Raw genomic sequence first — 26,663 nt, 5'->3', positions numbered from 1 at the left:
TTATTTGATCTCAGATCTTCCTAGAAGAAAGAGCGGCGCTGCCACCAGCCGGTGCGGCGTGGTGTGTCTTCATCGCTCTCAACCGCTACGGTTTCACCTTCAACCACCTTGTGAGAGGTGACGACTGGCTTGGTTGGTGCCTTTGGCTTTGCCGGAGCTTCAACTTCAACTGCTGCCTCTACCGCTGGAGCTTCCTCAGCAACAGGAGCTTCTTCCTTTGCTTCGGTCTTTGGCTCTTCAGCTGGCTTTTCTTCCTTCGGCTGCTCAGCAACAGCGTCAGCTGTCACAGCGACGGGCTCTGCTGCCGCTTCAACCACTTCTGCGACAGGTTCAACCGGTGCTTCTACTGCAGCTGGAGCTTCTTTGACGGCTACGTCTTCGGAAGCTTCTGCCTGAACAGCAGGTGCTTCGGCTTCTTCCTTGGCTTCAGAAGCTGCTTCTTTTTCTGCAGCAGGCTTTCTGCGACGACGACGCGGCTTGCGTGTCTCTTTCTTTGGCTCTTCTTCAGTTTCCGCTGTGGCTTCAGCAGGCGCAGAAGCTTCTTCTGCCGGTGCTGCATCTTCAGCGGTTTCAGATTTTGCCTCAGCGATGATTTCTTCTACGCTGTCCGCTGTGCCTTCTTCGGAGCGCTCAGCTTCTTCAGAAGATTCTGCGCCTTCAGCTGCTTCTGCGTTCTCGCCGTTTTCATCAGATGCATTTCTGCGGCGTGAGCGACGGCCACCACGGCGACCGCGACGACGCTTACGGCGGCGATCGTCCTCATCATCACCTGCGTCTGATGCTTCAGCATCCGCAGATTTTTCTTCAGCGGCTTCTTCGTCATCAGAAGGTTGTTCTTCAGACGGATCAGCATCGTCCAGCTTCTGTTCTGCTTCAGCCTTGTCTCCACCGCGACGGCGGCGGCGACGACGGCGACGGCGACGATCGTTGCCATCTTCGTCAGAAGCTTCCTGCTTCTGCTCGTCTGCGGCTTCCTCGATCACGTCTTCATCTTCCTCAATCGGGAAGATGGTGTCCGGCTGAACGGTTGCAGGCAGCGGCTGGGTGCGTTCGCTTGGTGTTGCGAGTTCACCGCGCTCCAGAGTGAAGTGCTGCTCGGTAACGCTGTCGTCACCAAAAATGGAGATTTCCAGACCGAAGCGGCGTTCCAGATCCATCAGGTGATGGCGCTTCTGGTTCAGGATGTACATTGCCACTTCGTTTGGCGTGCGCAGGTTCAGGTTATGTGAGGAGCCGCGCAGCAGCTGATCTTCCAGAGAGCGGAGGATGTGCAGAGCAACGGATTCTACTGAACGGACGATGCCAGAACCATGACAGTGCGGACATACAACGGAAGAGCTTTCCAGTACGCCAGTACGGATGCGCTGACGTGACATTTCCAGCAGGCCGAAGTGAGAAATACGGCCAACCTGAATGCGGGCGCGGTCAGACTTCAGGCATTCCTTCAGGCGACGCTCAACAGCGCGGTTGTTGCGGTTCTCTTCCATATCGATGAAGTCGATAACCACAAGGCCGGCGAGGTCGCGCAGGCGGAGCTGACGTGCGATCTCTTCAGCAGCTTCAAGGTTGGTTGCCTGAGCTGTGTCTTCAATATTCTGTTCGCGTGTTGCCTTACCGGAGTTCACATCGATAGCGACCAGAGCTTCTGTCTGGTTGATGACGATGTAACCGCCAGACTTCAATGTCACCTGTGGGGAGAACATTGCATCCAGCTGAGCCTCAACACCGAAACGGGTGAAGATTGGCGTCGCGTCACGGTATGGCTGAACATTTTTGGAGTGGCTTGGCATCAGCATGCGCATGAAGTCTTTTGCTTCACGGTAGCCTTCTTCGCCAGCAACCAGAACCTGATCGATGTCTTTGTTGTAAAGGTCACGGATAGAGCGCTTGATCAGGCTGCCTTCCTCATAAACGAGGGTAGGGGCCGCTGAATCAAGGGTCAGTTCGCGGACGTTCTCCCAGAGACGCAGGAGGTATTCGAAGTCACGCTTGATTTCTGCTTTGGTTCTGCTTGCACCTGCAGTCCGCAGGATAACACCCATGCCGTTTGGCACATCCAGATCACCAGCAACCTGCTTCAGGCGCTTGCGGTCTGTTGGCTTGGTGATCTTACGAGAGATCCCGCCACCACGGTCGGTGTTTGGCATCAGAACAGAATAACGGCCAGCGAGAGACAGGTATGTGGTTAGAGCTGCGCCTTTGTTGCCGCGCTCTTCCTTCACCACCTGAACTAGCAGCAGCTGGCGGCGTTTGATGACTTCCTGAATTTTGTAGTTGTCGCGCAGGCGGCGAGGGCGCTCGGTAACTTCTTCCTGCGCTTCGTCTTCGCTTTCATCCTGCTCGTCAGCGTCAGAGGCTGCTTCTGCAGTTTCTTCTTCTGCTTCAGCCTTTTCTTCAGACGCTTCGTCGGAAGCCTCTTCCTCAGTTGTTTCTTCGGAAGTGGTTGCTTCTACAGGAGCGGCTTCCTCGGAAGCTTTTTCTGCAGGAGTTTCCTCTGCGCTTTCACCTTCTGGGGCAGCTTCATCAGCAGTCTTTGCATCTGTGTCATCTTCGTCAGAAGGTGCTTCAGCTTCGATGTCCTCGATGCTGTCGTCCTGGAACGGCGCATCCATGCTGGCGAGTGCTTCAGCTTCGTGCTCGGCTTCAAGCGCGCTGGTTTCAGCTTCAATCAGCTCAGCGACAACCTCTTCAGAAGCTTCTGCGGCTTTCGCAGCGGCGGCTTTCTGAATTTCAGCTTCACGCTTAGCTTCTTCTTTTTCACGACGCTCGCGCTCGCGCTGGTTTGCAGCGGCTTCAGCTGCAAGCTGAGCTTCAAGAGCTTCGCGATCTTCTTTCGGAAGCTGATAATAATCCGGATGGATTTCGCTGAATGCGAGGAACCCGTGTCTGTTGCCACCATATTCGACAAACGCTGCCTGAAGAGATGGCTCTACTCTGGTGACTTTAGCTAGATAAATATTTCCGCGAAGCTGCTTTCTGTTTGCTGCTTCAAAGTCAAATTCCTCAACCCGATTCCCGCGCACGACCGTAACCCGGGTCTCCTCCGGGTGGGTCGCATCTATCAGCATCTTGTTTGCCATGAAGTGAGTTCCTTAGGACCAAGCCCTGAAGACGGCGCGAGTGGCGCTGAGATTTGTACATCCCCAGGTCGGTCAACTTGTTATTTAAGTTGCTAGTAGAAAAGGCGAGACGGCGGCGCGCATGAGCACGACAGGAAGGGACCGACTGACACGTCGGCGCACTGCTTCCTACAGTGTGTTCATTTGTATTTGCGCGTAGCTTTGACAAACCGTTCGCCCTTAATGATCTCTTGTGTCCGCCCAAAAGGCGGTATGCTTTAGATAGAAGCGCTTCTTCAGGCTTCCAGTAAGTAAACAACTCTTCGTGCGCCTAGCTGCCCTACCTCTCCGAATTTTCGGGGATAAAGCACTTATCCAGAGCGACAGAAAAACTGTTCACAACCCGCCATGACCGAAAATGTCACGGCAAAACTCTGTCTTGGTTCTCGAGCAGACTGCTCTTCCGGTTGGTTTATATCGTATCCACATCAACAAACTGGAAACGACATAAATTGCTCATATGGGCTTTTGAAGCATTCCGATCAGCTTGAAAACTGCGAAAATCTCAGGATATCAGCTTCAAAAAATATGGCTCACAACTTTACAGAACAGTTCCAAATCGAAGTCCTAGTAAACCTTTTACGATCCATCGAGACGCTTGGCAAGCTTGGGAAAATCGATCTGGCAGTGTGTTGCTACGAAAGCTGCAGTTGTTAATCAATGCTTAATGAAGGGTTTGGCGGGGTGACTTTCGCTTAATCGTCATTTAATCGTTCAACTTGATTTAAACTAAATTGCCAGCGTTTATTGAGGGGAGTGAAAAGGTGAGCCGCATCAGTCATGCATTCCAGTTCTGTGCTCTCAGCTTTTGTTGTTTTGCGTTTTCTCTTCTTGCGATTGTCGCAGTGAATGGCCCGGCAACAGCGCAAAATGCAGTTTCTGTCGTCTCGGATGCACGTGTTGCCGGAGATCTGGCGCGAACACGCTTCATTCTCGATATGGACGGTGAAGTGGGCTATAGCCTGTCATTCTTGTCCCGTCCTTATCGTCTGGTGATTGATCTCCCATCAGTGACCTTTGAGTTTCCACGAGATTTTACACCGAAGGGGCGGGGGCTTGTACGTTCCTGGCGCTACGGCTCCATTTCCAAGGGGCGTTCACGTGTGGTTCTGGATTTGAACTCACCGGTGGCGTTGGACAAAACCTTTCTGCTGCCCGGAGTTCAGGATCAGCCGACACGGTTGGTGATTGATTTGACCGAATCTTCCCCTGATGAGTTCGAGGCTTCCATTGGCCGTGCGATCTCGCAGACTTTGCCGGTAGGCGCGACAGCTTCTGTTCCTGATGAGACGAAGGTTGAGGAACCAGTACAAGCCGCTGATAGCAACTTGCCGGTGATCGTTATTGATCCAGGACATGGCGGCGTTGATTCCGGAGCCGTGGGCAGTAACGGGACGCTGGAGAAGGCGATTGTGCTCAACTTTGCGCGGTTCCTGAAACAGAAACTGGATAAACTTGGCTACTATCAGGTTCATCTAACCCGTGAAGACGACAAGTTCATTTCTCTTGGCAAACGCACCAAGATTGCTCGTGGCAAGGATGCTGACCTCTTTATCTCCATTCATGCGGATTCGATCACAAATGGGGCAGAGACCACGCGTGGTGCCTCAATCTACACTCTTTCAGAGAAAGCCTCTGACCGTATGGCAGCTGCTCTGGCGCGGCGTGAAAACTATTCTGATGTGATCGGCGGTGTGGATTTTTCTGATGAACCAGAAGAGGTTACGGATATTCTTGTGGAGCTGACACGTCGCGAAACCAAGAATTTTTCGATCCATTTTGCACGATTGGTGGTTGAAGAACTTAAAAGCGCCACAACAGTTATTAAAAATCCTCTTCGTTCTGCGGGGTTTCAGGTGCTGAAAAGCCACGATGTCCCTTCCGTTTTGATCGAGCTTGGATTTCTTTCCAATAATCTGGATGAGAAAATGTTAGGTTCTGATGAGTGGCGGGAACGTGTGTCGGATGCGATTGTTCAGGCAACGAACAGTTTCTTTCGGGCCAGAATTGCGCAGCAATAGCTGTTTGGCTGATTGTTTTTCGGGTGCGTATATGTCGCTGTTGCGGTGGGATAATTCCTAAGTTCCTGCCTCAGCTTTGCCATAATGAAAAGCGATTGGGTGCCAAACTGTAACAGTGAAGTCTGGATTCGGTTCTGCTGCACTCATTCGGGCCAAGACCTCTTGACCCTTTACCGGAAATGCATCAGGAACGGCGTTTGAAACTGGCTCTGGAATGCTGGCTTCACGACTCGAACATTCTTAGCGGGAAAGCAAACGAGCCCGAATATGAGATTATTTTTGAAGTTCATTGGATATCTCTTTGGGATTTCAGTTGTTCTGGGGCTGATTGCAGCGGCCGGACTGTGGATTTATCTCAATGACATAACCAAGGATCTGCCGGATTACACCGCGCTGAAGGATTACGAACCACCAGTCATGACACGTGTGCATGCTGCTGATGGTCATCTCATGTATGAGTTCGCGCGTGAACGGCGTTTGTTTATTCCGATTCAGGCTATTCCTGACCGTGTGAAGCAGGCTTTCCTTTCTGCAGAAGACAAGAATTTCTATGAGCATATTGGTATTGATCCGTGGGGCATTGGCCGTGCGGTGATCACCAACGTGCGCAACAGCGGTTCTGGTCGCCGCCTTGTTGGTGCGTCCACCATTACGCAGCAGGTAGCGAAGAACTTCCTTCTGACCGGTGAGCAGAAGTATGAGCGCAAGATCAAAGAAGCGCTTCTGGCTCTGCGCATCGAGCAGGCCTTCACCAAAGACGAAATCCTCGAGCTTTATCTGAACGAGATCTATCTGGGGGTAGGGGCATATGGTGTTGGTGCTGCATCCCTGATCCTGTTTGATAAATCCGTTCATGAGCTTGAACTGCAAGAGATTGCGTATCTGGCTGCCGTTCCTAAAGGCCCATCCAACTATCACCCATACCGCTATCGTGATCGCGCGATTGAGCGTCGTAACTGGGTGATCGACCGTATGGTTGAGAACGGATACGTTTCTGTTCAGGAAGGTATTGAAGCAAAAGCGAAGCCACTGGATGTGAAACTGCGTCCAACAGGAAACCTTGTGAGAGGGTCTGAGTACTTCTCTGAGGCTGTGCGTCGTCAGTTGGCTGCTCAATATGGCGAAGAGAAGCTCTATGAGGACGGTTTGTCCGTTCGGACCTCTCTTAATCCTGATATGCAGCTGAAAGCGCGTAAAGCCCTGCGTGATGGTCTGGTTGATTTTGATCATAAGCGCGGTAAGTGGCGTGGTCCGATCGGTAACATCGAAATCGCTTCCAGCGACTGGGGTGCTGCTTTGGATAAAGTTCAGACCCTGAATGATGTTCCTGAGTGGACCAGTGCTGTTGTTCTTTCTGTGAGCAATCAGAAGGCTGTTGTTGGACTTCGCCCAGAGCGCCTTGCGAACCGTAAGCTTTCTACCGAGCGCGTACGTGCTGATCTAAACCTGAGCGACATGAAGTGGGCGCGCGTTAATGGACGTGCTCCACGTAATGTTCAGGAAGTGCTGAACCCGGGTGATGTTGTTTACGTACAGCGTATGCCAAGCGGTAAGTACGTTCTACGTCAGGTTCCGGAGGTTTCCGGGGCTTTGGTGGCGATGGATCCGCACACTGGCCGCGTTCTAGCGCTTGTTGGTGGCTTCAGCTATGCAGAAAGTCAGTTCAACCGCGCGACACAGGCTTGGCGTCAGCCGGGTTCTGTTTTCAAGCCGTTCGTTTATGCGGCAGCGCTGGATAATGGCTATACGCCGTCTTCCGTGGTGCTGGATGCGCCAGTTGAGATTGAACAGGGGCCGGGACAAGACCCGTGGAAGCCACAGAACTATGGCGGCAAGTTCTATGGTCCGTCCACTCTGCGGACAGGTATTGAGCTTTCCCGTAACGTGATGACCGTGCGCCTTGCTCAGGACATGGGCATGGATCTGGTTTCCGAGTATGCGCGCAGCTTTGGCATTGATGACAACATGATGCCTGTGCTCTCCATGTCTCTGGGCGCTGGTGAAACAACCGTGATGCGTATGACTGCTGCGTACTCCATGATGGCCAACGGTGGCCGCCGTGTGCAGCCAACTCTGATTGACCGCATTCAGAACCGTTATGGTGAGACCATCTATCAGAACGACCAGCTGGTTTGCACCAACTGCTCCGAAGAGTATTGGGACAATCAGGCTGAGCCTGAACTGATCGACACTCGCGAGCAGGTGCTCGACCCAATGACGGCTTACCAGATCACCTCTATGATGGAAGGTGTGGTACAGCGTGGTACGGCGACAGGTGTTAAGGCTGTTGGTCGTCCGGTTGCTGGTAAGACCGGCACCACCAACGACGAGCGTGATGCTTGGTTTGTGGGCTTTACGCCAGAACTGACAGTTGGTGTATTTGTTGGTTACGACACACCTCGCAAGATGGGTAAGGGCGCGACTGGTGGTCAGGTTGCTGCGCCAATCTTCACTTCGTTCATGAAAGACGCGCTTCAGGATGCACCTCCACTTGAGTTCCGCGTTCCTAATGGCTTGCGTCTGGTTTCCATCAACCGCCGCACAGGTCTAAGGGCGTCTGCAGGCGCTCCGGGCACCATTCTGGAGTCCTTCAAACCAGGTACTTCTCCACCAGACAGTTACTCTGTGATTGGCTTCCAGGATGAGATTGGTATCCGTCAGGATCTTTCTCCGGAAGCAGGGCGGGCGGTTATGTCCGGTACCGGTGGTCTTTACTAAAACTCTTCATGGGCTGGTCATGCTAACTGCGTGACCAGCCCACAGTTTCTGTGGTCTGACTGATTGCGGAAATGATTTGCTGCGACTATGTTCGCAACCGACGCAGTACAATTGACTGCATTAAAGTTTTTTCAAAACAGTGAGGTATCCGATGCGCGCCGAAATGGAGGCCATCGTCGACGAAATCAAGCAGGCCATAAGCCTGCTGAGGAGGCATCTTTGACTGGGACGTCGCACTTGTCCGTCTAGATGAACTCAATGCGCTTTCTGAAGATCCAGATCTTTGGAATGACCCGACGAATGCGCAAAAACTTATGCGTGAACGCCAGCAGCTTGATGACAGCATCAATGGCGTTCGCAAGCTTGAGCAGGATCTCGTTGACAATCAGGAACTGATTGAAATGGGCGAGATGGAGGACGATCAGTCTGTCGTTGACGAGGCTGAAGGTGCTCTGAAAGCTATGCTTGAGCAGGTCAACAAGCTTCAGCTGCAGTCTCTGCTTTCCGGTGAAGCAGATGGCAACGACACTTACATCGAGATCAACTCTGGTGCGGGTGGTACGGAGAGCCAGGACTGGGCCAGCATGTTGCTGCGTATGTATCGTCGTTGGGGCGAACAGCACGGCTACAAAGTTGAGCTGATGGAATACAACGACGGTGAAGAAGCTGGCATCAAGTCTGCGACTTTGCTTGTGAAGGGTGAGAATGCCTATGGCTGGATGAAGACCGAAGCGGGTGTTCACCGTCTGGTTCGTATCTCCCCATATGACTCCAACGCGCGCCGTCATACGTCCTTTGCGTCTGTCTGGGTTTATCCGGTTATTGATGACAGCATCAATATCGAGATCAACGAGGCTGACTGCCGCATTGATACCTACCGTGCATCTGGTGCAGGTGGTCAGCACGTCAACACGACTGACTCTGCTGTCCGTATTACGCACAATCCGACAGGTATTGTTGTTCAGTGTCAGAGCGAACGTTCTCAGCATAAGAACCGCGCCACCGCGTGGGACATGCTGCGTGCGCGGCTTTATGAGGCTGAGTTGCAGCGCCGTGAAGAGCAGGCCAATAAGGATGCAGCCTCCAAGACCGATATCGGTTGGGGCCATCAGATCCGCTCTTACGTTCTGCAACCATACCAGCTGGTGAAGGATCTGCGAACCGGTGTTGAAAGCACAGCGCCTTCTGATGTTCTAGACGGTGATCTGGACAAGTTCATGGAAGCAACGCTTGCGCACCGCGCCTTCGGTAACGCGCCAGCAGCGGTTGAAGATCTGGACTAAACCTTATCTTCTGCAATGAATGAGAAAAGCCCCGGAACTCAGTTTCGGGGCTTTTTGCTTTCAAGGCAGTCTTTATCAGGAAGGTTTTGTCTGATCTTGATCGGTTTGCGCGGTGTGAATGTGATTATTGTGCTGTAGCAGCGATCCTCGCTGGTCAGGTGTATTGTGTCGATTACATCAGAAATGCTTGTGTTCTCTTGCATATGATCGCTTTTGAAGATCTGATTTGAAACCGGTAGATTGATGTAGAAGTTACCCTCGCCATGCGGGACTACCAATATCCCCTCACACAAGTAGTCTTTGCATTTTTCTGCAGTTTCGATGCGAAAGAGTTGCAAGGAGTAGGTTGAGTGAACTCTCGTATTTTCCGTGTCTTCTTGCCTCAGTACGCCATCTTTAATCAGAGGTCTCAGCTCACTGGGTGAGGCCTCTGAAAAAGTGGTGATCATTGCTCGTGCGTAACTGATGTTTGGGAAAGCGACTAAAAGAAGAAGTAGGATTAGGTAAAGCGGAAATTTCTGTCTCATTGCAAAGCACACGAAAGTTTTTGAGGCACACATAGGATAAGTATGAACTTAACCTATGTTGCTCTGTGTGTATTGCAAGTCAGGATACATGAAACATGCAGTCGATATGGTCACGGCAGGTTGAGGGCGACCTTGGTTTGCTGTTTTGGGCGGAAGATCGCTGCTAGTCTGTCGCCTGTGCGGATGAAGCGCATTGGGTTGACAGGTTTGCCGTTCAGGCGCACTTCGTAGTGAAGGTGAGGGCCGGTGGAGCGGCCTGTGTTGCCGACTGTGCCGACCAGATCGCCCATGTTGACGCGTTGACCTTCACTCACCAAAAGCTTTTGCATGTGGGCGTAGCGGGTGATCAGGCCGTTGTCGTGAACAATCTCTACAGACAGACCATAGCCGCCGTTGTAGCGGGAGAGTGAGACGATACCAGCGCCGGTTGCTTTCACAGGGGTTCCACGGTTGGCTTTGAAATCGAGTCCAGTGTGAATAGCTGGTTTGCCGAGGAATGGATCAGTTCGTGCCCCGTAAGGGCTAGAGATGTTAAAGCTGTTCAGTGGTCGCCCGAATGGGAGAGCGTCTACCTTTGCATTCAGTTCAATGCGTTGCTCGATGATCCGGCGGGCTGCAATCATGCTGCTGTCGAGATCCGCCGTTCCAATATCCTGATAAATGCCGCCTGCAGAGGAACGAGGTGTGACAAACGCTGGTTGAGACACCCCGGCTTTCTTGAGTAGGGTGTTGGCCCGTTTGATGTCGTCCAGTGCGGCTTGCGTGTAAGCCGTCAGCAGAAGCTGGCCTTGAGCTTGCTTGGAGTAGAAATCTTTGTGTGTTGCTGCTTGTTGCTCAGCAGCGGCCTTTTTCCCCGACAGAGTGCCCAGAATATCCAGCGGTGCAGAGCTGTTCTGCTGCGGCGCGTAGGACAGACTTGCTGTTGGAGCTGCAGGTGTCGTGCTCTTGAGCGGTTTGCGCTTTGGAGACGGTGGGATTGCGGAAAGGACGAGGTTGGACTGCTCCGCAAGTGTTACGAGAGCTTCGATTTCTCGGAACTGGCGCAGCAAGAGTTCTTGCTGTTTACGAGCCGGAGCGCTCAAACCAGAAGCGTCTTGATCCATGCGGCCTCTCAGCTCTCCAAGCTGAAATTTGAGGTCACGGATTTCGCTTTCATAGTTTTCACGGAGAGCTATTTCTCTGGATAATGTTGAATTAAGTCGTATCTCGCTGAGAGACTGCTGAAAGCTGCTTGCTAATACTGCAGAGACCACAGCCGTGGCTGCGAGACCGGAAATCCAATAGGCCACGGGCGGAATTGAGCGCAGCTCAGATGTGATGCGCGAAAGCCACATTGGACCATCCAACTTCAATTGACTGTAATTGCTGGAAAACTCGCTGCACCTAGAAAGTTTCATCGGATGACCACTTGCTCAGTTTGCCTACTGGAAATGATTTGTTAAGTTCGATTAAAGTTAGTTATGGTTAATAAAGTCTAAGTGCGGTGTATCATTAGGTCAATTTGATGAGCGGGCGGTAGAAGCCCGGAGTGAGGCCAGCTTCAGATCTTGCCCTGTCATTAAATGGGGGCTTCAGTGGTCCTTTGAAATGCTGTTTTACGAGCTGTTGAAAACGTGGCTCCGGGCGGACGCGCTGGCGGTCGCACATGAAGCGGAACCACTTTGCGCCAAAGGCGACGTGTCCTTTTTCATCCCGGTAGATCACATGCAGCACACTGGCTGTGTCCTCATCACCCATGGCGTTGGCCTTCTCGATCATGGATGGTGTGATGTCGAGGCCGCGTGCTTCCAGCACCAGAGGGATGATTGCCAGTCGGGCCAACAGATCTTTACCCGTGGATTGAGCTGCCTGCCACAGGCCATCGTGGGCAGGGAGGTCGCCATACGCTGCGCCAAGCTTCGCCAGCCGTTCCTGAATGAGTGTGAAGTGTTTTGCTTCTTCCAGACCTACGCGGACGAAATCATCGTAGTAAGAGCGCGGCATTGGTACATGTGTGAAGCGGCCAATCAGATCCCAGGTGAGGTCGATAGCATTCAGCTCGATATGGGCCAATGAGTGGAGTAGGGCGACTTTGCCGTTTTTGCCGCCGACGGCGCGCTTTGGCATATCGCGAGGTGGAAGCAGCTCTGGTTTGGCCGGGCGGCCCGGGCGGTCCGGCATTGGCCTTTCAGCGGATCCTCTTGAAATGGAGAGTGCGCCTTTGAACCATTGATTGGCCACGTAGTAGGCCAATGCGACTTTCAGGTTCAGATCAGGTGTCTCCAGGATCTGGCGTGCACCGTCCTTGAGCGACTTTACACTGATATATTCAGGGAGGTTGAGATGCGCTTGTCCAGCAAACGCATCTGCTTCATTCTTGCCCGGTAGTTTTGGCATTCTTTACTGGCTCAAACTCTTCAGTTCTTCCAAGACCTTTTCGACATGGCCGGGAACGCGGACCTTGCGCCAGATCTTGGCAATCTTGCCCGTTTTATCTATGAGAAACGTCGAGCGTTCAACGCCCATGTACTTCTTTCCGTACATGTTTTTTTCTACCCAGACGCCGTAGGCCTCACAGACCTCTTTGTCGGTATCTGCCCCAAGTGTGACAGTTAGCCCGTGTTTCGCCTTAAACTTGTCATGCTTTAGTGCTGTATCGGGCGAAATGCCAATGATAACAGCATTGTGTTTTTGAAACTCAGCCGCATGTTCGGTAAAGGCAATTGCTTCCTTAGTGCAGCCGGGCGTGTCATCTTTAGGATAAAAGTAAACAACGACTGACTGGCCAGTTTGTTCTGATAAAATGAATTGTCCTTGCGAATCTGTGGCTAAGGAGAAATCCGGTGCCGGCATTCCTTCCAGCGGTAAGGAAGGTGTCGCATCTTTTGTATCAGGCATTCTTTATTTGCTCCTGGGGTGTGCAATTTGTCTCTCAGGACTGCGTTTTTCTACATGGTGTAGATAAGTAATTTATCTTGCAGAGCACCTGTGATCACGCGATGCTAGCGCAGGTTACGATTCGAGCATACTCGAACGGACTACTAAAACAGGGAATAAGATTCTGGCTGTTGATGTTGGGAATTCAGCAGAGCTTGAAAGCTCTTCGGTTACACGCCGTTTTAAGCGCCGCGTTGTCTGGGGCGTTGTTTGTGTTTTTCTGTTTTTGACGATTGGTTTTGGCGGTTACCGTTTGATGAGCGGGCCGGTTTCTGTGCCTTATCTGGTGGATTGGGCGATCCGTCAGTTTGAAAGCAAGGCATTGAATGTCACGGTCGGCAGTGCCCAGTTTGACCTGTTTGGGGACAATGGCAGCCGCATCATTCTTGAAGACTCTCTCATTCGTGTCAAAGGGCGCACAGCTGCGACTGTTCTGCTGCCCCGGGCTGAGATTGGCATCAATCTCTCCGGTCTTTTGACGGGTGATCTGGAGATCACCAGTGTGGCGCTTGAACGCCCATCTGCAACCATTCGGCTGGCAAGCGGCTCAGAGCCTCTGCCACGGGTTCAGAACCGTGTTGTTGCGATTGACAAGTTCAGTGTGATTGCAGTTGAGGAACTCAAACGCTGGCACCTGGAAAAGGTTGCGATTGAGTATGGTCGGCTGGTGATTAACACTCAAGGGGAAGAGTTCGTCGCTGATGGCATTGATGCAAATGCGGTACTGCTGGATGACCTTTCCTTTGCTGTGAATGCGAAGATTGTGGGCCGTGAAGGGGATTGGTCATGGGATCTGAAACGGACCGTTACGCCTGAAACGGGTGTTCGCAACATCTCCGTCAATCTGCGTGAGGCTTCTCTGCGTGATCTGCTGCCGACACATAGTTTTGCGCGCGATGATAAGCTAGCAAGTACCCGCTTGTCGGTTGAAGCCAACGCTGAGCTTTGGGCAACTGGTGAGTTTGTCAGCGCAGATATGAATGTGCGGACGTCTCCGATCTTCATCCGCACTGCACCAGACAACTCCATCACCGTTGATGAAGCGTACCTGGATCTGAAACTGCAGCGCGATACTCCGGATATTATCGTTGGTCGGTCATATCTGCGCCGCAAGAATACGCGCGTGGTGTTTGGCGGTGTGTTGCAGCCACCTGTCACTGAGGGGGCAGAATGGAACTATTCTCTGGGCTCTCGAGAGATCGTACTGGCACCTGCGGATGTGAACTCGCCGCCACTGCTTTTCCCGGATGCGTATGCGTCTGGCTCGTTTGATCCAGCCAACTCTCTGATCTCAATTGAGCGAGCACGGGCCGTTGGTCTTGATGCGGACATCAATGTCGCTGGTTCTTTCTATTATGGTAAGCCGGGACCATCTTTGGCTCTTTCTGTTTACACCCCAAGCCTGAGCTTTGGTGAGGTGCTGCAGGTTTGGCCAACGATTACAGCTCCAAAAACCCGCGACTGGTTGATCAACCATCTTGGTCCTGGCCGTGTTGATAATGTGTACCTGGACTTGGCGCTTGGGCCTGCAGCTTTTGATGGTGATAAGGCAACGCCTGCCTGGCAGGGGAACGGGCTGACAGCGAAATTTGATGTGATTGATGGTTCTATCAAGGCGTTGAAGTCACTTCCTGTGGTGCGTGACCTGACTGGATCAGGGAAGATTGAAAACGAAGACTTTTCAATCTCCGGCACCAATGGCCACTTCCGCATGCAGGATGGTAATATCGTCAAGGTTCCGGAAGTTCAGTTTGCCATCAAGAAGATTGCAGGGCCCGGTATCCAGCCAGCGGAACTTTCTGTTGTTGTGACGGGCCGGGCAGATGATCTGGGTGTCCTCGCAGATTCTGAGCCGATCAACGCACTGGACGGCTTTAGCGTCGTGCCTGCGGATCTTTCCGGAACAGGTGAGGTACGCGTTGAGGCATCGTTCCCGCTTGCTAAGAACCTGAAAGTCAAGGACGTTGACTGGCGAGCCAATCTTGATCTGAAAGACTTTACCAGCAAAGCGAAGATTTCAGGTCAGACCATTGAAAACGCAGATCTTATTGTTCAGGCAGATACGAAACAGACGTTGATTACAGGTAAGGGCAAGCTCAACGGCTTCCAGTCCGAGATTGATCTGAGCACCAGCCGGGATGGTAGTGGTGGTGAGGATCGGCAGGGTGTCACGTTTGTTGCGAATGCCAAGGATCTGAAAGACTACGGCGTTGATCTACAGGATTACATCAAGGGTCCGATCAAGGTCAGCTATGAGGATAGCGGCGGTGCGCAGGTGTTTGAGCTGGATCTGGCGAAAGCTTCCATCAATGTGAGGGAAGTTGGTTGGAGTAAAGTTCCCGGCGTTCGTGCAACTGCACGTTTCCGTGTGACCAGCTCGGGCAATGCCAAGACACTGCATAACTTCTCGTTCCTCTCTGAGGGAGTGGAAGTGCGTGGCAATCTGAAGATTGATAGCAGTGGCAAGTTGTCTCTGGCTGATTTCTCCGCTTTCAACTTGCGTCCGAATGATAATGCGAAGATGACTGTTCGCCCGCGTCGTGGGGGTGGCTACAAGGTCGTGCTGAATGCAGAGCGCTTTGATGGTCGTGCCCTGCTGGATAGTTTTGGCGGCGATGGTGGTTCTTCTGCTGGCAAAGGCAGGAGAGATGTTGTTGAGGTTGATCTGAGCTTCCGCCGTTTGATCGGTTACAGAGGCGTTCAGGCGTCTAACGTGCGCGTAGACGGGTTGTTCCGCGGTGAGAGCCCGGTCGACCTGACAGTCTCTGGAGCGACCTCCAGTCGTGGTCAGTTCAACTTCACCGTTGGTGGCGAAGGTAAGCATCGTTTTGCGAAGGGCAAGCTGAACAACACCGGTGAGTTCCTGCGCTTCATGGACATCTTCCCGCGTATGCGTGGTGGTAGCGGACGTGTTGATATTCAGATGCCGAGTGATACCAACTGGGCTGGTCAGCTGACTGTGACGAACTTCTCTATTACAGAAGATCCGGCCATTAAGGCGTTGAAGGGCATTAAGCCTCGTGAAATTCGTGGGTCGCGGAATAGTGAAGTCTACTCGGCTGCGGTGAACTCTGGTGAGGCATCGTTCCAGAAGATGCGCATGCAGTTCTCCCGTAATGGCGATACGCTGAATGTTTCCAAAGGAACGCTGAGTGGTGCGATTATTGGTGGGACGTTTAGCGGCAATGCTAATCTGAAGAGCCGCAAGCTGGATATAGCAGGTACATTTGTACCGGCTTATGCGCTGAACAACCTGTTTGCCAAACTGCCTGTGATTGGCCTCATTCTTGGTGGTGGATCTTCTGATGAAGGGCTGTTTGGTGTGACTTACAAGCTGGATGGTACTTTCGAGAAGCCACAGTTTCAGGTCAATCCGGTCTCAGCGATTGCACCGGGCGTGTTCCGCCGTATCTTTGAATTTAAGTAGTGTTGACAGGGAGGTAGGCTGCGAAGCGCATGCACACGTAGTCTGCTTCCCAACCGTTTTCTTTTGAGTAGAGATCCGGTTTCAGGCGTTTGATCGTCTCTTTGTAAAACCGTTTTTTATGTGCCTCGCTGAGCTCTTCTGTGAGGCTGCCGGTAAAGAGCTCCAACCAGCCCTTCATACCCGTTTCCAGTGGCGTCCTGCGTTCTATCTCCGTGTGATAGGTGAGCGAAAACCCTGCCTCTTTCAGGGCGTGCATGTAGGTCTTAGGAGATGGGAAGATCCAGGGGCTTTTGTAGGGACCGAAATCTCTGTTCTCAGCAAACACATTTTCCATGGCAGAGCGGATGATCCGGCAGTTTCGGTCACAGCCCATTTCACCTACAAACCGTCCTCCCGGTTTCAGGGCTTTGACAACACCGCGAATGACGCCTTTGTAGTCTTGCATCCAGTGAAGGGCAGCGTTGGAGAAGACAGCGTTGAACTCATTTTCAAACTCAAGCTTTTCGCCGGACATGAGCAGGGTTTTGATGCCTTTTTCATCGGCTTGCCTGAGCATGTCCTCTGCGGTGTCTATGCCGGTGACGAGTGCGCCGCGGTTTTGAATTTGCGCTGCCAGTGTGCCTTCACCGCAGCCAAGATCCAGAATGATTTCTCCCGGTTCTACAGAGAGCAGCTCAAGCGCATCCTGTCCGAAGTCGGGGACATAGGCGGCGTGTTTGAGATACTGCTGTGCGTTCCAGTTCTGCAGGACCATGGATTTGCTCCGTCATTCCTGAGTAGAGGGTACTTGAAGGAGCCTAGTTCTGAGTGCAAGTTTCTGCGCGTAATTGGTTAAACTTGCGCTGTTTTGTGAGCAAAGAAAAAGCCGGGTGTTGTGACCCGGCTTCTCTGAATTCTTTGTGCTGTCAGTCGGTTAGACAGGCTTGACAAGAACGTGCTTTTTCTTGCCGAGGGACAGCTTGATAACGCCGTCGTCGGTCAGGTCTGCTTCGGTGATCTCGCGTGTGTGATCCTGTTCCGCTTTATCGTTGATGCGAACAGCACCGCCTTTGATATTGCGGCGGACTTCACCGTTGGAGGTGCACAGGCCTGCGGTTACGAACACGTTGAGGATGCCGATGCCTGCGTTCAGCTCTGCAGCTGCGATCTCGATGGTTGGCAGGCCAGCTGCGTTCGCGCCTTCTTCAAAGGCCTTGCGAGCGGTCTCTGCGGCTTTTTCAGCTTCTTCACGGCCATGGAGCAGGGCGGTTGCTTCGGTTGCCAGAACCTTCTTAGCTTCGTTGATGCCAGCACCTTCCAGAGCTGCCAGACGCTTGATTTCGTCCATTGGCAAAATGGTGAAGAGTTTTAGGAACTTCTCTACGTCAGCATCTTCGGTGTTGCGCCAGAACTGCCAGTAATCGTAGGGGCTGAGCATGTCAGCGTTGAGCCATACGGCACCAGCAGCGGTCTTGCCCATTTTTGCGCCGGACGCGGTGGTCAGCAGCGGTGTGGTGAGAGCGAAGAGTTCTTTGTCTGCCAAGCGGCGGCCGAGGTCTACACCAGAGAGGATGTTGGACCACTGATCAGAGCCACCCATCTGCAGGCGGCAGCCGGTGCGGCGGTGGATCTCAAGGTAATCGTAGCCCTGCAGCAGCATGTAGTTGAACTCGAGGAATGACAGATGCTGCTCGCGTTCCAGACGCAGGCGCACGCTGTCGCGCTGGATCATCTGGTTGACAGAGAAGTAGCGGCCTACGTCGCGCAGGAAGTCCATGTAGTTGAGTTTCAGGAGCCAATCGGCGTTGTCCATCATCATTGCGTCAGATAGACCATCACCAAACTTCAGAAACTTTTCAAAGACTTGCTTGATGCCGTTCTTGTTGTCTTCGATGGTTTCATCGGTCAGAACTTTACGGCTTTCATCCTTACCAGTTGGATCGCCAACGCGTGTGGTGCCGCTGCCCATCAGGGTGATTGCGCGGTGACCAGCCTGCTGGAACCAATAGAGCATCATGATCTGCACGAGGGAGCCGACGTGCAGGCTGCTCGCGGTACAGTCAAAGCCAATATATGCGGTGACGGTCTCGTTGGCGCACAGCTCGTCCAGCCCTTCGGCGTTGGAGAGTTGGTGCAGAAAACCGCGTTCTTCCATTGTCCGCATAAATTCGGATTTATATGAGCTCATTGGTCAAGCCTGTTCAATTTACTGAGTATTTCCAAGTTGAAAGGTCTATACCTGAGTTTTTGCTGGGATTCACTCGTTTTTTCTGGAAAGCCCAAAAGGGATGCGGGGTGTTTGGGATTGTGCGAGTAAATTGTGTGGTTGCTGTGAGAGAGCAGTGCTGCAACGGCGTGTGGCGCAGTGGCTCTTATGAGGTTTAGAGCGGAATGCGCCCGAATTTCAGTAGGTTACCGTGTGGGTCGTGGATGTAGAACTCTTCCATGTCCCAGGGGCGTTTGGCGAGTGGGGTGAGGCGGGGTTCGCTTTTGCCGTCTTCTGGAAGACCGAGTTTGCGGAATTCTTCGTGGAGAGCCGCGATTGGGCCGCCGCGAAAATACACACTGCTGTTTTCGCAGAGGTGCTTTTCTGAAGTGAGCCAGAAGTGAATTTCCAGATTGTCTCTTCTCAGAATCAGAAAGTCATCGCGCTCATAGACGACATTGGTAAAGCCCAGCTGACCTGCGTAAAACGCCTTTGTTTCCTGAATATTGAGGGAAGGTAGCGTGGGGAGAAGTTCAATTGTATCGGCTGTTGTCATCACCAGAATCTCTAAAATATGAATGTGAATAGTATATTTTAGAGAGTGCCAAATGCATTGCAATGGCCAAAAGAAAACCCCGTGACCTTCTCGAAGGCTCTAACGGGGTCTTGCTTTTCTGGTTGGATCGCCGCGATTTACCGTTTCAAGGCTATATGCTTGGGCGTCTTATATGATTTCTCGCCCTTGTACGTCCGGGTTCGATCCTTGCTTACCGCCTGATGACGCTCAGTCGTTCAGGCCGTTTTGTAGTGCCGATATATTGTGGCATCCTGCAGAGGGTCTTCATAAGTGCCGAATTGCCTTTATAAACACCGTACAACATGCAGGTCCGGTGGAGTCATTGGCTCTCCTTTTGTTGACCTGTTCCTAACGTAGGAACGGTCGGCATTTCTTTCAAGAGAAGGGGGAGAAAATAGTTAGTACCGGATTGCTCTGATCATTTCACTTTTTGAAAAAGTGTAAAAAGAAGGCGACCTTAGAAGGTCGCCTTTAAAAGGTATGCGGGTCTAATCAGCACGGTCAGTTGCTGATAACCTCGCTGCACTTAAACGCAGTTTCGTGACGGGGTGATGACATATTCCCCTTGCGCTCATATGTGCGTTGGTTTGCGTTCTTTTGTGTTTTTCTGCGTTGCTGTGTTGAGGCTGTTGTGACGCTCTTAGAAAGCCTTTTGGTACCAGCCTCCCATGGTCGCTGAAAAAATCTAAAGCAGTGTTTTGAGAGCTTCTGCCAGTTGCGTGGCGTTGTCTGTGCTGACTTTTGTGTCGAGCTTTTCTTCCAGCATGCGTTCGTAGGTCTGCCACATCTGGGCGCGGAGGTCTTTTCCCTTCCCGGTGATGTAGAGGGTCTTGCCGCGTTTGTCTTTTGGGGCTGGTTTGCTTTCGACCAGTGCGGCCTTAGCGAGAGACTGGATGACGCGGGAGAGGTTGGCCTGCTGGAAGAGGACACGTTCCTCCAGCTCGAACTGGCGCAGGCCGTCGGGAGCGTTCTCCAACTCCCAGAGGATGTCGTACCATGACAGAGGGGGAAATCTTTCTGCTTTAAAGGCGCTCTCAATCTCCGTGTAGATGGTCTTTTGCACCCGGTTCAGGGCGATCCAGAGAGAGACTGACTCTTTGCTGACAGACATCACATCCTCGTTATTTTCGCATTCAGGACTTGAAACGTGTTTCTATTCATTTAGATGTATATACATGCATATACATTAATTGACTATAAATCAATAAGTTAATGTATGTGCGCCTATGAAAAGCTACAGTTTTTATGTGGCAGACAGGGATATGAGGCAGGAAGCAGCATGAAGCATTTCACAAAATTTGCCGTTGTTGCGGCATCGCTTGCATTCACCGCATCGGCGCAGGCTGCAAGCTACAAGTTTGACCCGACACACACCGAGGTGCGCTTTTACTACAACCATGCGGGCCTGAGTGAACAGTCCGGTGAGTGGAAGGTTGTTAGTGGCGACGTGGAGTTTGATCCGGAAAAGATTGAAGAGACAAAAGTTTCCGTGGTCATTGACCCAGCCAGCATTGATACGGGTGTAGAGGCGCTGGATGAGCATATGAAGAACTCTGACTTCTTCGACGTAGAGAAGTACCCGGAGATTACCTTTGTTTCCACGAGCGTGAAGCAAACCAGTGCGACCGGTGTCACTCTGGTGGGAGATCTGACCATCAAGGACCAGAAGCATCCGGTGGAGCTGGACTTTAAGCTCAATCACAATGGTCCGCACCCGCTTGGCAGTTATTTTGACTACTATCAGGGCCAGTGGATTGGCGTAGAGGGTAAAGGTGAGATCCTGCGTAGTGATTTTGGTGTGGGCATGTTTGCGCCGCTGACCAGTGACCGTGTGCGTCTGGAGATCTCTGCTGAGATGCGTGAGGGCGGCTGGTAAGCCTGCTTGATGCAGCTTTGTATCGTCTGATGTGATCAGAGCTGCGTGCTCTTTTAAAAAACAAAACCCCGACTGGGGCCAGTCGGGGTTTTATTGTGTCTAAATGACGGGACTGCTTTGGATGGGCGTATCCGCTTGGGGATACGCCCGGGGTGCATTGGAGTTAAAACAGCCCCTTCATAAATTAGACGGAGTAGTACATGTCGAACTCAACTGGGTGAGGGGTCATGTCTGTACGCAGAACTTCTTCCATCTTCAGTTCGATGTATGCGTCGATCTGGTCGTCGTCGAATACGCCACCTGCTTTGAGGTACTCACGGTCTGCATCGAGGCTTTCCAGAGCTTCACGCAGAGATGCTGCAACAGTTGGGATCTCGGCGAGTTCTTCTGCTGGCAGATCGTACAGGTTCTTATCCATTGCATCACCAGGATGGATCTTGTTCTTGATACCATCAAGGCCAGCCATCAGTTGTGCAGCGAACGCCAGGTATGGGTTTGCTGTTGGATCCGGGAAGCGAACTTCAACGCGCTTACCTTTTGGAGAAGAGGTGAATGGAATACGGCAGGATGCAGAACGGTTCTGGGAAGAGTATGCCAGAAGAACTGGAGCCTCATAGCCCGGTACCAGACGCTTATAGGAGTTGGTGGACGCGTTGGTAAACGCGTTCAGGGATTTCGCGTGCTTCAGGATGCCGCCGATGAAGTACAGAGCGTTTTCGGAAAGGTCAGCATACTGGCTGCCAGCAAAAGTTGGCTTGCCTTCGTCCCAGATGGAGAAGTGGCAGTGCATGCCGGTGCCGTTGTCGCCGAAGACTGGCTTAGGCATGAAGGTTGCGGACTTGCCATACGCGTGAGCAACTTGGTGAACCACGTACTTGTAGATCTGCATGTGGTCAGCACAAGTGGTCAGGGTCTGGAACTGCATGCCGAGTTCGTGCTGAGCAGCTGCCACTTCGTGGTGGTGCTTTTCAACTTTTACGCCCATGTCGGACATAACGGTCAGCATTTCAGAGCGGATGTCCTGACAGCTGTCGATTGGAGGAACCGGGAAGTAACCGCCTTTGGTGCGTGGACGGTGACCGAGGTTACCGGACTCGTACTCGCTGTCCATGTTGGATGGCAGTTCGGAACAGTCCAGCTTGAAGCCGGTGTTGTATGGGTCAGCTGCGAAGCGAACGTCGTCGAAGATGAAGAATTCAGCTTCCGGGCCAACGAACACGGTGTCACCGGCGCCACATGCTTTCACGTAGGCTTCTGCACGCTTTGCAGTCATGCGTGGGTCACGGTTGTAACCTTCACCTGTGCGTGGGTCGAGAACGTCACAGAAGATGGACATGGTGGACTGTGCGAAGAATGGGTCTACGTGCGCTGTTTCCGGATCTGGCATCAGCATCATGTCGGATTCGTTGATTGCTTTCCAACCACCGATGGAAGAACCGTCAAATGCAACGCCTTCAGCGAACATGTCTTCATTCACCTGGGAGATATCCATGGTGACATGCTGCAGCTTGCCGCGCGGATCAGAAAAACGAAGATCTACGAACTTTACGTCTTTTTCCTGGATTTCTTTCAAGACATCAGCGGAGGTCGTCATAACTTCCTATTCCTCTTATAAATTCGCCAGTGGCGTCGTGTTATACTGTTGAAGACCAAACTACGCGGGACTGTTCCCCCCAACTCGTCACCGGTCCCCCATTTATCCCTAAGGAATTACTTAAACGGCGTCTTCGCCGGTCTCACCGGTACGGATACGGATGGCTTCTTCGATGGAAGAGACGAAGATTTTACCGTCACCGATACGACCGGTTTGTGCTGCGTCGCGAATAGCTTCGACAGCTTTGTCGACAAGATCGTCATTGAGTACGATTTCCACCTTCACCTTTGGCAGGAAGTCGACCACGTATTCAGCGCCGCGGTAGAGTTCCGTATGGCCTTTCTGGCGGCCAAAACCTTTTGCCTCGGTAACGGTGATCCCCTGAAGGCCAACCTCCTGAAGTGCTTCTTTCACTTCATCCAGTTTGAACGGCTTAATGATCGCCTCAATTTTCTTCATGGTCGTCACACTCTCAGTTCGTCTTGTATCTGCACCGCGTCTGGTCTGGCATGCTCTATAGAATGACCGTTACGTGTGCAGAAAGTTCGCGATTCAAAACTTACGGAAATATGAATGCAGAAACCGTGCCAGTTTTGAAATTTTCTTAAAAAGCCACAAAAGCGGGCATTTCGCTCCCTCAATAATAATGGGAAAGTGCATCTGAAATATATCTGGTGCACAAACACTGCGCAGGATGGTTAAAAAATAGGCAGTGTACGTTTTGTTCATCTCGCCAGAAACTAGGTGTTGGTTCCTTATGCAAGGCAGGGTTATGGTTGGAGTAGCAAAAGCTGATGCAGTTTCTCACGCGTTCTGATCAGGTCCTTTTTTAGGAGCGCGTTTAAAGGAGCGAGTGATGAGGTTGGTTTCTCTCGACCATGTCGTGCTTACCGTTCATGATGTTGAACGTACCAGTCGTTTCTATCAGGATGTACTGGGTATGGAGGAGATCATATTCGGAGGCGGGCGGCGGGCGCTGCACTTTGGCCAGCAGAAAATCAACCTTCAGCCCATTGATGTTTCGCAGGAGCCTTTGGCCAAGGAGCAAATGCCGGGCACGGCTGATCTGTGCTTTCTGGTGGAGAGCCTTGATGCAGCCATTGCGCGGCTGGGTGCTGCGTCTGTGACCATTGTTGAGGGGCCGGTATTCCGAACAGGGGCCAGTTCGCCCATTCTGTCCGTTTATATAAGAGACCCGGATGGGAACCTCATTGAGCTTTCTCAGCCGCAGGATGTGGTGATTGCCAGTGATGAGCGGCCTGAGGAGCTGAAGAAGACTAAGGGGACCGGGAAGCCCAAGTCCAACCGTTAGAAGCTTGAGCCTTTTCGGCGTAGATCAGGAGCTGCTTTGTTTCCGGATGAGTTCCAGCACGCCTTTGGCATCTTCTGGCTGGAGGAGCGGGTCTTTTAAGAACTCGCTTTGCTGCATGTCGTCCAAACTGCTTCTCTTTTTGGGATCAATCTGCATGGCATTGTTGACGAAGCGGGCGTACTCCGATTCATAGCTTTCATTGTAATAACCGGGTTCGGCTGCCAGATCCGGGTCATCTGTCGGCTTAAGCGCTTTGTACTCGCTGTTTGAGCTGTCTTTTTCATCGGCTCCCGAATTCTGGCTTTTCGAGTTGCTCAGTTTGCGGACAACATGGAGTGCAAAGGCGTAAGGGTTGTCGCAATCGGGCGCATCCAGCAGATTGAACTCACCTTCGCCGCCGCCGAACACCATTTGCCCCACAGCGTAGCCGTCCTGCTTGTCGTCCAGGCGGTCGCGTTTGTCCTCATCTTCAAAGGCTGCAGCGATGGCTTCCGGACTGGAGTACTCAGGTGTGCCGAAGTCTAGCGGGTCTTCGCCGATGACACCTGCAAAGCCGAAGTCGGCGATTTTGAGAGACTGGCTGTTTTGATCGAACAGGATGTTGCCGCCCTTGATGTCGTTGTGGCTGATGCCAGCTGCGTTTATGTGCTTCAGGCCATCGATCACTTCATTGGCCATGAATTGTAGTGCACCCCAATATTGGGCATGGCTGAGTTTGTTGTCGCGGTAGAGTTCTTCCGCACCCTGAAAGAGGTCATCTGCCTCGCAGCCTTCCACATACTCCATGGCAAGGCCTGTCTCGCCGTCGATCTCGTGCATGCCGTAGCACTGCACCACGTTCTTGTGCGGACCGGCGGCCATGAGCTTACCGTAGATCTGCGCCTCTTTCTGCAGGGCGTCTTTACCCTTCTGAGATCGTGCCGTCTTGAACGCAATGGACTTGCCATTTTGCTCATCGGTGAACAGGCTGACCTCCCCAAAAGAGCCAGCCCCCAGCCGTTTAGCGCGTTTGAGGTTGTCGGAAGGAAGCGGCAGGGTCGCCAACGGGCCTTCCTCATCCTCGGAGAAGCTGGGTTCATTGACATCGCTTACAGTGAAGCGACTGATGGGAGGTGGTGTTGTGGTTGGTGTTGGTTCTAGGTCGTCTTCGCTTTCCTCATTCTCAGAGAAGCTGTTTTCTACAGCATCGCTGACGGTGAAGCGGCTGGTTGGAGTGGCTGCTGTGGTTGGTTCAGGCTCGTCTTCGCTTTCCTCGTCCTCAGAGGAACTGTCTTCTATGACGTCGCTGATGGTGAAGCGGCTGGTAGGGGCTGCTGCTGTGGTTGGTTCAGGCTCGTCTTCGCTCTCCTCATCTTCAGAGGAGCTGTCTTCGACAACGTCGCTGATGGTGAAGCGGCTGGTGGGGGTGGTAGTAGTTGGTGTTGGTTCCAACTCGTCGTCGCTCTCTTCTTCTGAAGAGCTGTCCTCTACAACATCCGATACGGTGAACCGGCTTGCGACGGGCGGCTGGCCAAAGTCGGGTTCTGTTTGTCCGCTGTCGGGGGGAGTTTCACTGAGGCCGAGGAGGGTGATGACGTTGTCGGCCCATATGCCGATCTGGGCATCCTGATTGGCGGGGGTACCTGTTGGTGTCTGGAGGGGGCGCGGAGGTTTGGTCATGCTGCCGGTCTTCAGAGGTTGTGTTCACCCCTTCAGTGTAGTCAGCGCAGATGTTGATCCAGTGTATCCAATTGGAGGGATGCGATTAAAATGTATTTGAAGCTTCCGTGTCTCACTGTTTCTTGCTGGCTGACTTGTTGAGCGCGGCCTTTTCGGCGTCTTCCTCCTGTTTCATACGTGTGATGAGGCCTGACAGGACTTTCTGAGCTTCTTCTGGCTGGAGCAAAGGATCGGAGAGGAACTTGCTGGCCAGCAGGTCTTCTGCTGAGCCGCGAGCGCCAATGTCCATGAGGGTGGCTTCGTTGACAAAGTCCACATATGCGGTTTTGCCACCTTTGCCGTAGTGACCTGCTGTTCCGGCCTGTTTGGGATCATCCGTGGGGTTGAGCGCGCGGTAGTCTTTATCCCTGCCTGCAGCTTCCAGTTCTTCGATCTTTGTGCAGAGCATATAGGTGAGGGCGTGGGTATCGCCCGGGTTTCTGGCGCCGTATAGATGTTCGGATTTTTCTCCTGACTTGTAAGCCATCTGGCCCACGGCGAATGTGTCTTGTTTGGCATTGGCGCGAGGACGTTGGTCTTCGCCGGGAACTCCTTCCAGCGGTAAGGTTTTGATGGCCTCTGGTGCGGAAAGGGCGGGAGTGCCTATGGTGGCAGGGTCTTCTCCTATGATTGCGGCGCGGCCAAAGTCGCATAGTTTGAGGGTTTGGGTCTTCTCGTCAAAGAGCATGTTGCCGCTTTTGATGTCACTGTGACTGACGCCTGCCTTGGTGATGTGCTCTATGCCCTCCAATGCTTCCCTCAGCATGTTCTGGATCGCGCCCCAGTACTCGGTGTGGCTTATCTTGTTTTGCTTGTAGAACCGTTCGGCAGCGCTGAAGAGCTTGCTGGCGTCGCAGCCCTCAACATAATCCATCGCCAGCCCCTTTATGCCTTCCACCTCTCGCATGCCCTGGGAGGCAATGACGTTTTTATGTGGGCCTGCTGCTGCGATTTTTTCGTAGATCTCGGCTTCTTTCTCAAGGGCGGCCTGCGCTTCGAGGGTGTGTGCAACTTTGAAAGCGATGTCCTTGCCATCTTCTTTGATGCGGAAGACCTCGCCGTATGCTCCGGCACCCAGACGTTTGCCGATATTTTCCAGTTTGCTGGTGTCAACTTGCAGTGCCTGAGCTCCGTCCACGAGGTTTGTGGGGTCTGTGTCGTACATCCAGCTGTCGAGCTCGGGCTTGGAACTTGGAGCATTGAGCCAGCTGTCCTCATCTCCGGTCTCTGATGGCGGAGGCTTAAGCCAGCTGTCGCCGATGCCAGCTTCTTCTATAGGCTCATCAGGTTCCGGTATCTCCTGCGGATCGACGCCGAGGAGGTCGCACATTTGATCCGCCCATTTATCGACCTCGGGTGGAAGGTCGGGTGGGGGCTCGTTTCCATCTCCCGTCACTTTTGGCATGGATC

Annotated in this window: 18 protein-coding genes; 6 read left to right on the top strand and 12 right to left on the bottom strand. The window is 52.5% G+C overall.

Features of this window, described 5'->3' with window-relative positions:
* Positions 1 to 20: 20 nt before the first annotated feature.
* Positions 21 to 3,080 carry a ribonuclease E/G gene (locus tag PSE_RS16940; RefSeq protein ID WP_014285979.1) on the bottom strand — a complete coding sequence of 1,020 codons (3,060 nt, stop codon included), beginning with the start codon at positions 3,078 to 3,080 and terminating at the stop codon, positions 21 to 23.
* A gap of 803 nt (positions 3,081 to 3,883) precedes the next feature.
* On the opposite strand from PSE_RS16940, the gene PSE_RS16935 reads away from it, so the two are divergent.
* The 3 genes from PSE_RS16935 to prfB all read left to right on the top strand — a co-directional run bounded on the left by PSE_RS16935 (position 3,884) and on the right by prfB (position 9,141).
* On the top strand, positions 3,884 to 5,140 hold the full coding sequence (locus PSE_RS16935) for an N-acetylmuramoyl-L-alanine amidase (protein ID WP_051125931.1): 1,257 nt from the start codon (positions 3,884 to 3,886) through the stop codon (positions 5,138 to 5,140).
* Positions 5,141 to 5,407: 267 nt separating this feature from the next.
* On the top strand, positions 5,408 to 7,858 hold the full coding sequence (locus PSE_RS16930) for a penicillin-binding protein 1A (protein ID WP_014285977.1): 2,451 nt from the start codon (positions 5,408 to 5,410) through the stop codon (positions 7,856 to 7,858).
* Between the two features lie 151 nt (positions 7,859 to 8,009).
* Positions 8,010 to 9,141 (top strand): peptide chain release factor 2 gene (gene prfB / locus PSE_RS16925; RefSeq protein WP_128647353.1). Its coding sequence is split into 2 segments (ribosomal slippage): positions 8,010 to 8,078 and positions 8,080 to 9,141, totalling 1,131 coding nucleotides; the frame shifts between segments, so codons are not numbered across the junction.
* A gap of 637 nt (positions 9,142 to 9,778) precedes the next feature.
* Here prfB and PSE_RS16915 read toward each other — a convergent pair.
* From PSE_RS16915 to PSE_RS16905, 3 genes are all read right to left on the bottom strand, one after another.
* On the bottom strand, positions 9,779 to 11,002 hold the full coding sequence (locus PSE_RS16915; RefSeq protein WP_014285975.1) for a M23 family metallopeptidase: 1,224 nt from the start codon (positions 11,000 to 11,002) through the stop codon (positions 9,779 to 9,781).
* Positions 11,003 to 11,159: 157 nt separating this feature from the next.
* Entirely contained in the window at positions 11,160 to 12,044 is an 885-nt protein-coding gene (locus tag PSE_RS16910; protein ID WP_014285974.1) for a ferritin-like domain-containing protein, read from the bottom strand.
* 3 nt (positions 12,045 to 12,047) lie between these two features.
* Positions 12,048 to 12,545 carry a peroxiredoxin gene (locus PSE_RS16905; protein ID WP_008547082.1) on the bottom strand — a complete coding sequence of 166 codons (498 nt, stop codon included), beginning with the start codon at positions 12,543 to 12,545 and terminating at the stop codon, positions 12,048 to 12,050.
* A 295-nt stretch (positions 12,546 to 12,840) separates the two neighbouring features.
* Here PSE_RS16905 and PSE_RS16900 point away from each other — a divergent pair, with 295 nt between their 5' ends.
* The gene (locus PSE_RS16900; RefSeq protein WP_208997967.1) at positions 12,841 to 16,011 is read left to right on the top strand and encodes an AsmA-like C-terminal domain-containing protein; all 3,171 of its coding nucleotides are present in this window, start codon (positions 12,841 to 12,843) and stop codon (positions 16,009 to 16,011) included.
* On the opposite strand, the gene PSE_RS16895 is transcribed toward PSE_RS16900, so the two are convergent.
* From PSE_RS16895 to PSE_RS16880, 4 genes are all read right to left on the bottom strand, one after another.
* The gene (locus PSE_RS16895) at positions 16,004 to 16,765 is read right to left on the bottom strand and encodes a class I SAM-dependent methyltransferase (RefSeq protein WP_014285971.1); all 762 of its coding nucleotides are present in this window, start codon (positions 16,763 to 16,765) and stop codon (positions 16,004 to 16,006) included. The genes PSE_RS16900 and PSE_RS16895 overlap by 8 nt on opposite strands.
* A gap of 159 nt (positions 16,766 to 16,924) precedes the next feature.
* Entirely contained in the window at positions 16,925 to 18,178 is a 1,254-nt protein-coding gene (tyrS, locus tag PSE_RS16890; RefSeq protein WP_041768639.1) for a tyrosine--tRNA ligase, read from the bottom strand.
* A gap of 193 nt (positions 18,179 to 18,371) precedes the next feature.
* Entirely contained in the window at positions 18,372 to 18,752 is a 381-nt protein-coding gene (locus tag PSE_RS16885; protein ID WP_014285969.1) for a VOC family protein, read from the bottom strand.
* Between the two features lie 706 nt (positions 18,753 to 19,458).
* Entirely contained in the window at positions 19,459 to 19,884 is a 426-nt protein-coding gene (locus PSE_RS16880) for a MarR family winged helix-turn-helix transcriptional regulator (protein ID WP_014285968.1), read from the bottom strand.
* Positions 19,885 to 20,052: 168 nt separating this feature from the next.
* On the opposite strand from PSE_RS16880, the gene PSE_RS16875 reads away from it, so the two are divergent.
* The gene (locus PSE_RS16875) at positions 20,053 to 20,649 is read left to right on the top strand and encodes a YceI family protein (RefSeq protein ID WP_041768638.1); all 597 of its coding nucleotides are present in this window, start codon (positions 20,053 to 20,055) and stop codon (positions 20,647 to 20,649) included.
* Between the two features lie 184 nt (positions 20,650 to 20,833).
* Here the strand turns inward: PSE_RS16875 and glnA are convergent, their stop codons facing one another.
* On the bottom strand, positions 20,834 to 22,243 hold the full coding sequence (gene glnA / locus PSE_RS16870) for a type I glutamate--ammonia ligase (RefSeq protein WP_014285966.1): 1,410 nt from the start codon (positions 22,241 to 22,243) through the stop codon (positions 20,834 to 20,836).
* A gap of 120 nt (positions 22,244 to 22,363) precedes the next feature.
* On the bottom strand, positions 22,364 to 22,702 hold the full coding sequence (locus tag PSE_RS16865) for a P-II family nitrogen regulator (protein WP_008547261.1): 339 nt from the start codon (positions 22,700 to 22,702) through the stop codon (positions 22,364 to 22,366).
* A gap of 397 nt (positions 22,703 to 23,099) precedes the next feature.
* Here PSE_RS16865 and PSE_RS16860 point away from each other — a divergent pair, with 397 nt between their 5' ends.
* Positions 23,100 to 23,555 carry a VOC family protein gene (locus PSE_RS16860; protein ID WP_041768637.1) on the top strand — a complete coding sequence of 152 codons (456 nt, stop codon included), beginning with the start codon at positions 23,100 to 23,102 and terminating at the stop codon, positions 23,553 to 23,555.
* Positions 23,556 to 23,579: 24 nt separating this feature from the next.
* On the opposite strand, the gene PSE_RS26770 is transcribed toward PSE_RS16860, so the two are convergent.
* Positions 23,580 to 25,214 (bottom strand): protein kinase, encoded by a 1,635-nt coding sequence (locus tag PSE_RS26770; protein WP_014285964.1) that lies wholly within the window; start codon positions 25,212 to 25,214, stop codon positions 23,580 to 23,582.
* A gap of 112 nt (positions 25,215 to 25,326) precedes the next feature.
* Positions 25,327 to 26,658, bottom strand: coding sequence for a protein kinase (locus PSE_RS16850; protein WP_041768636.1), 1,332 nt, complete (start codon positions 26,656 to 26,658; stop codon positions 25,327 to 25,329).
* Positions 26,659 to 26,663 lie beyond the last annotated feature (5 nt).

Source organism: Pseudovibrio sp. FO-BEG1, assembly GCF_000236645.1.
Lineage (GTDB): Bacteria > Pseudomonadota > Alphaproteobacteria > Rhizobiales > Stappiaceae > Pseudovibrio.
Note: the sequence above shows the minus strand (reverse complement) of the source record. Positions and strands in the feature narration are given on the sequence as shown.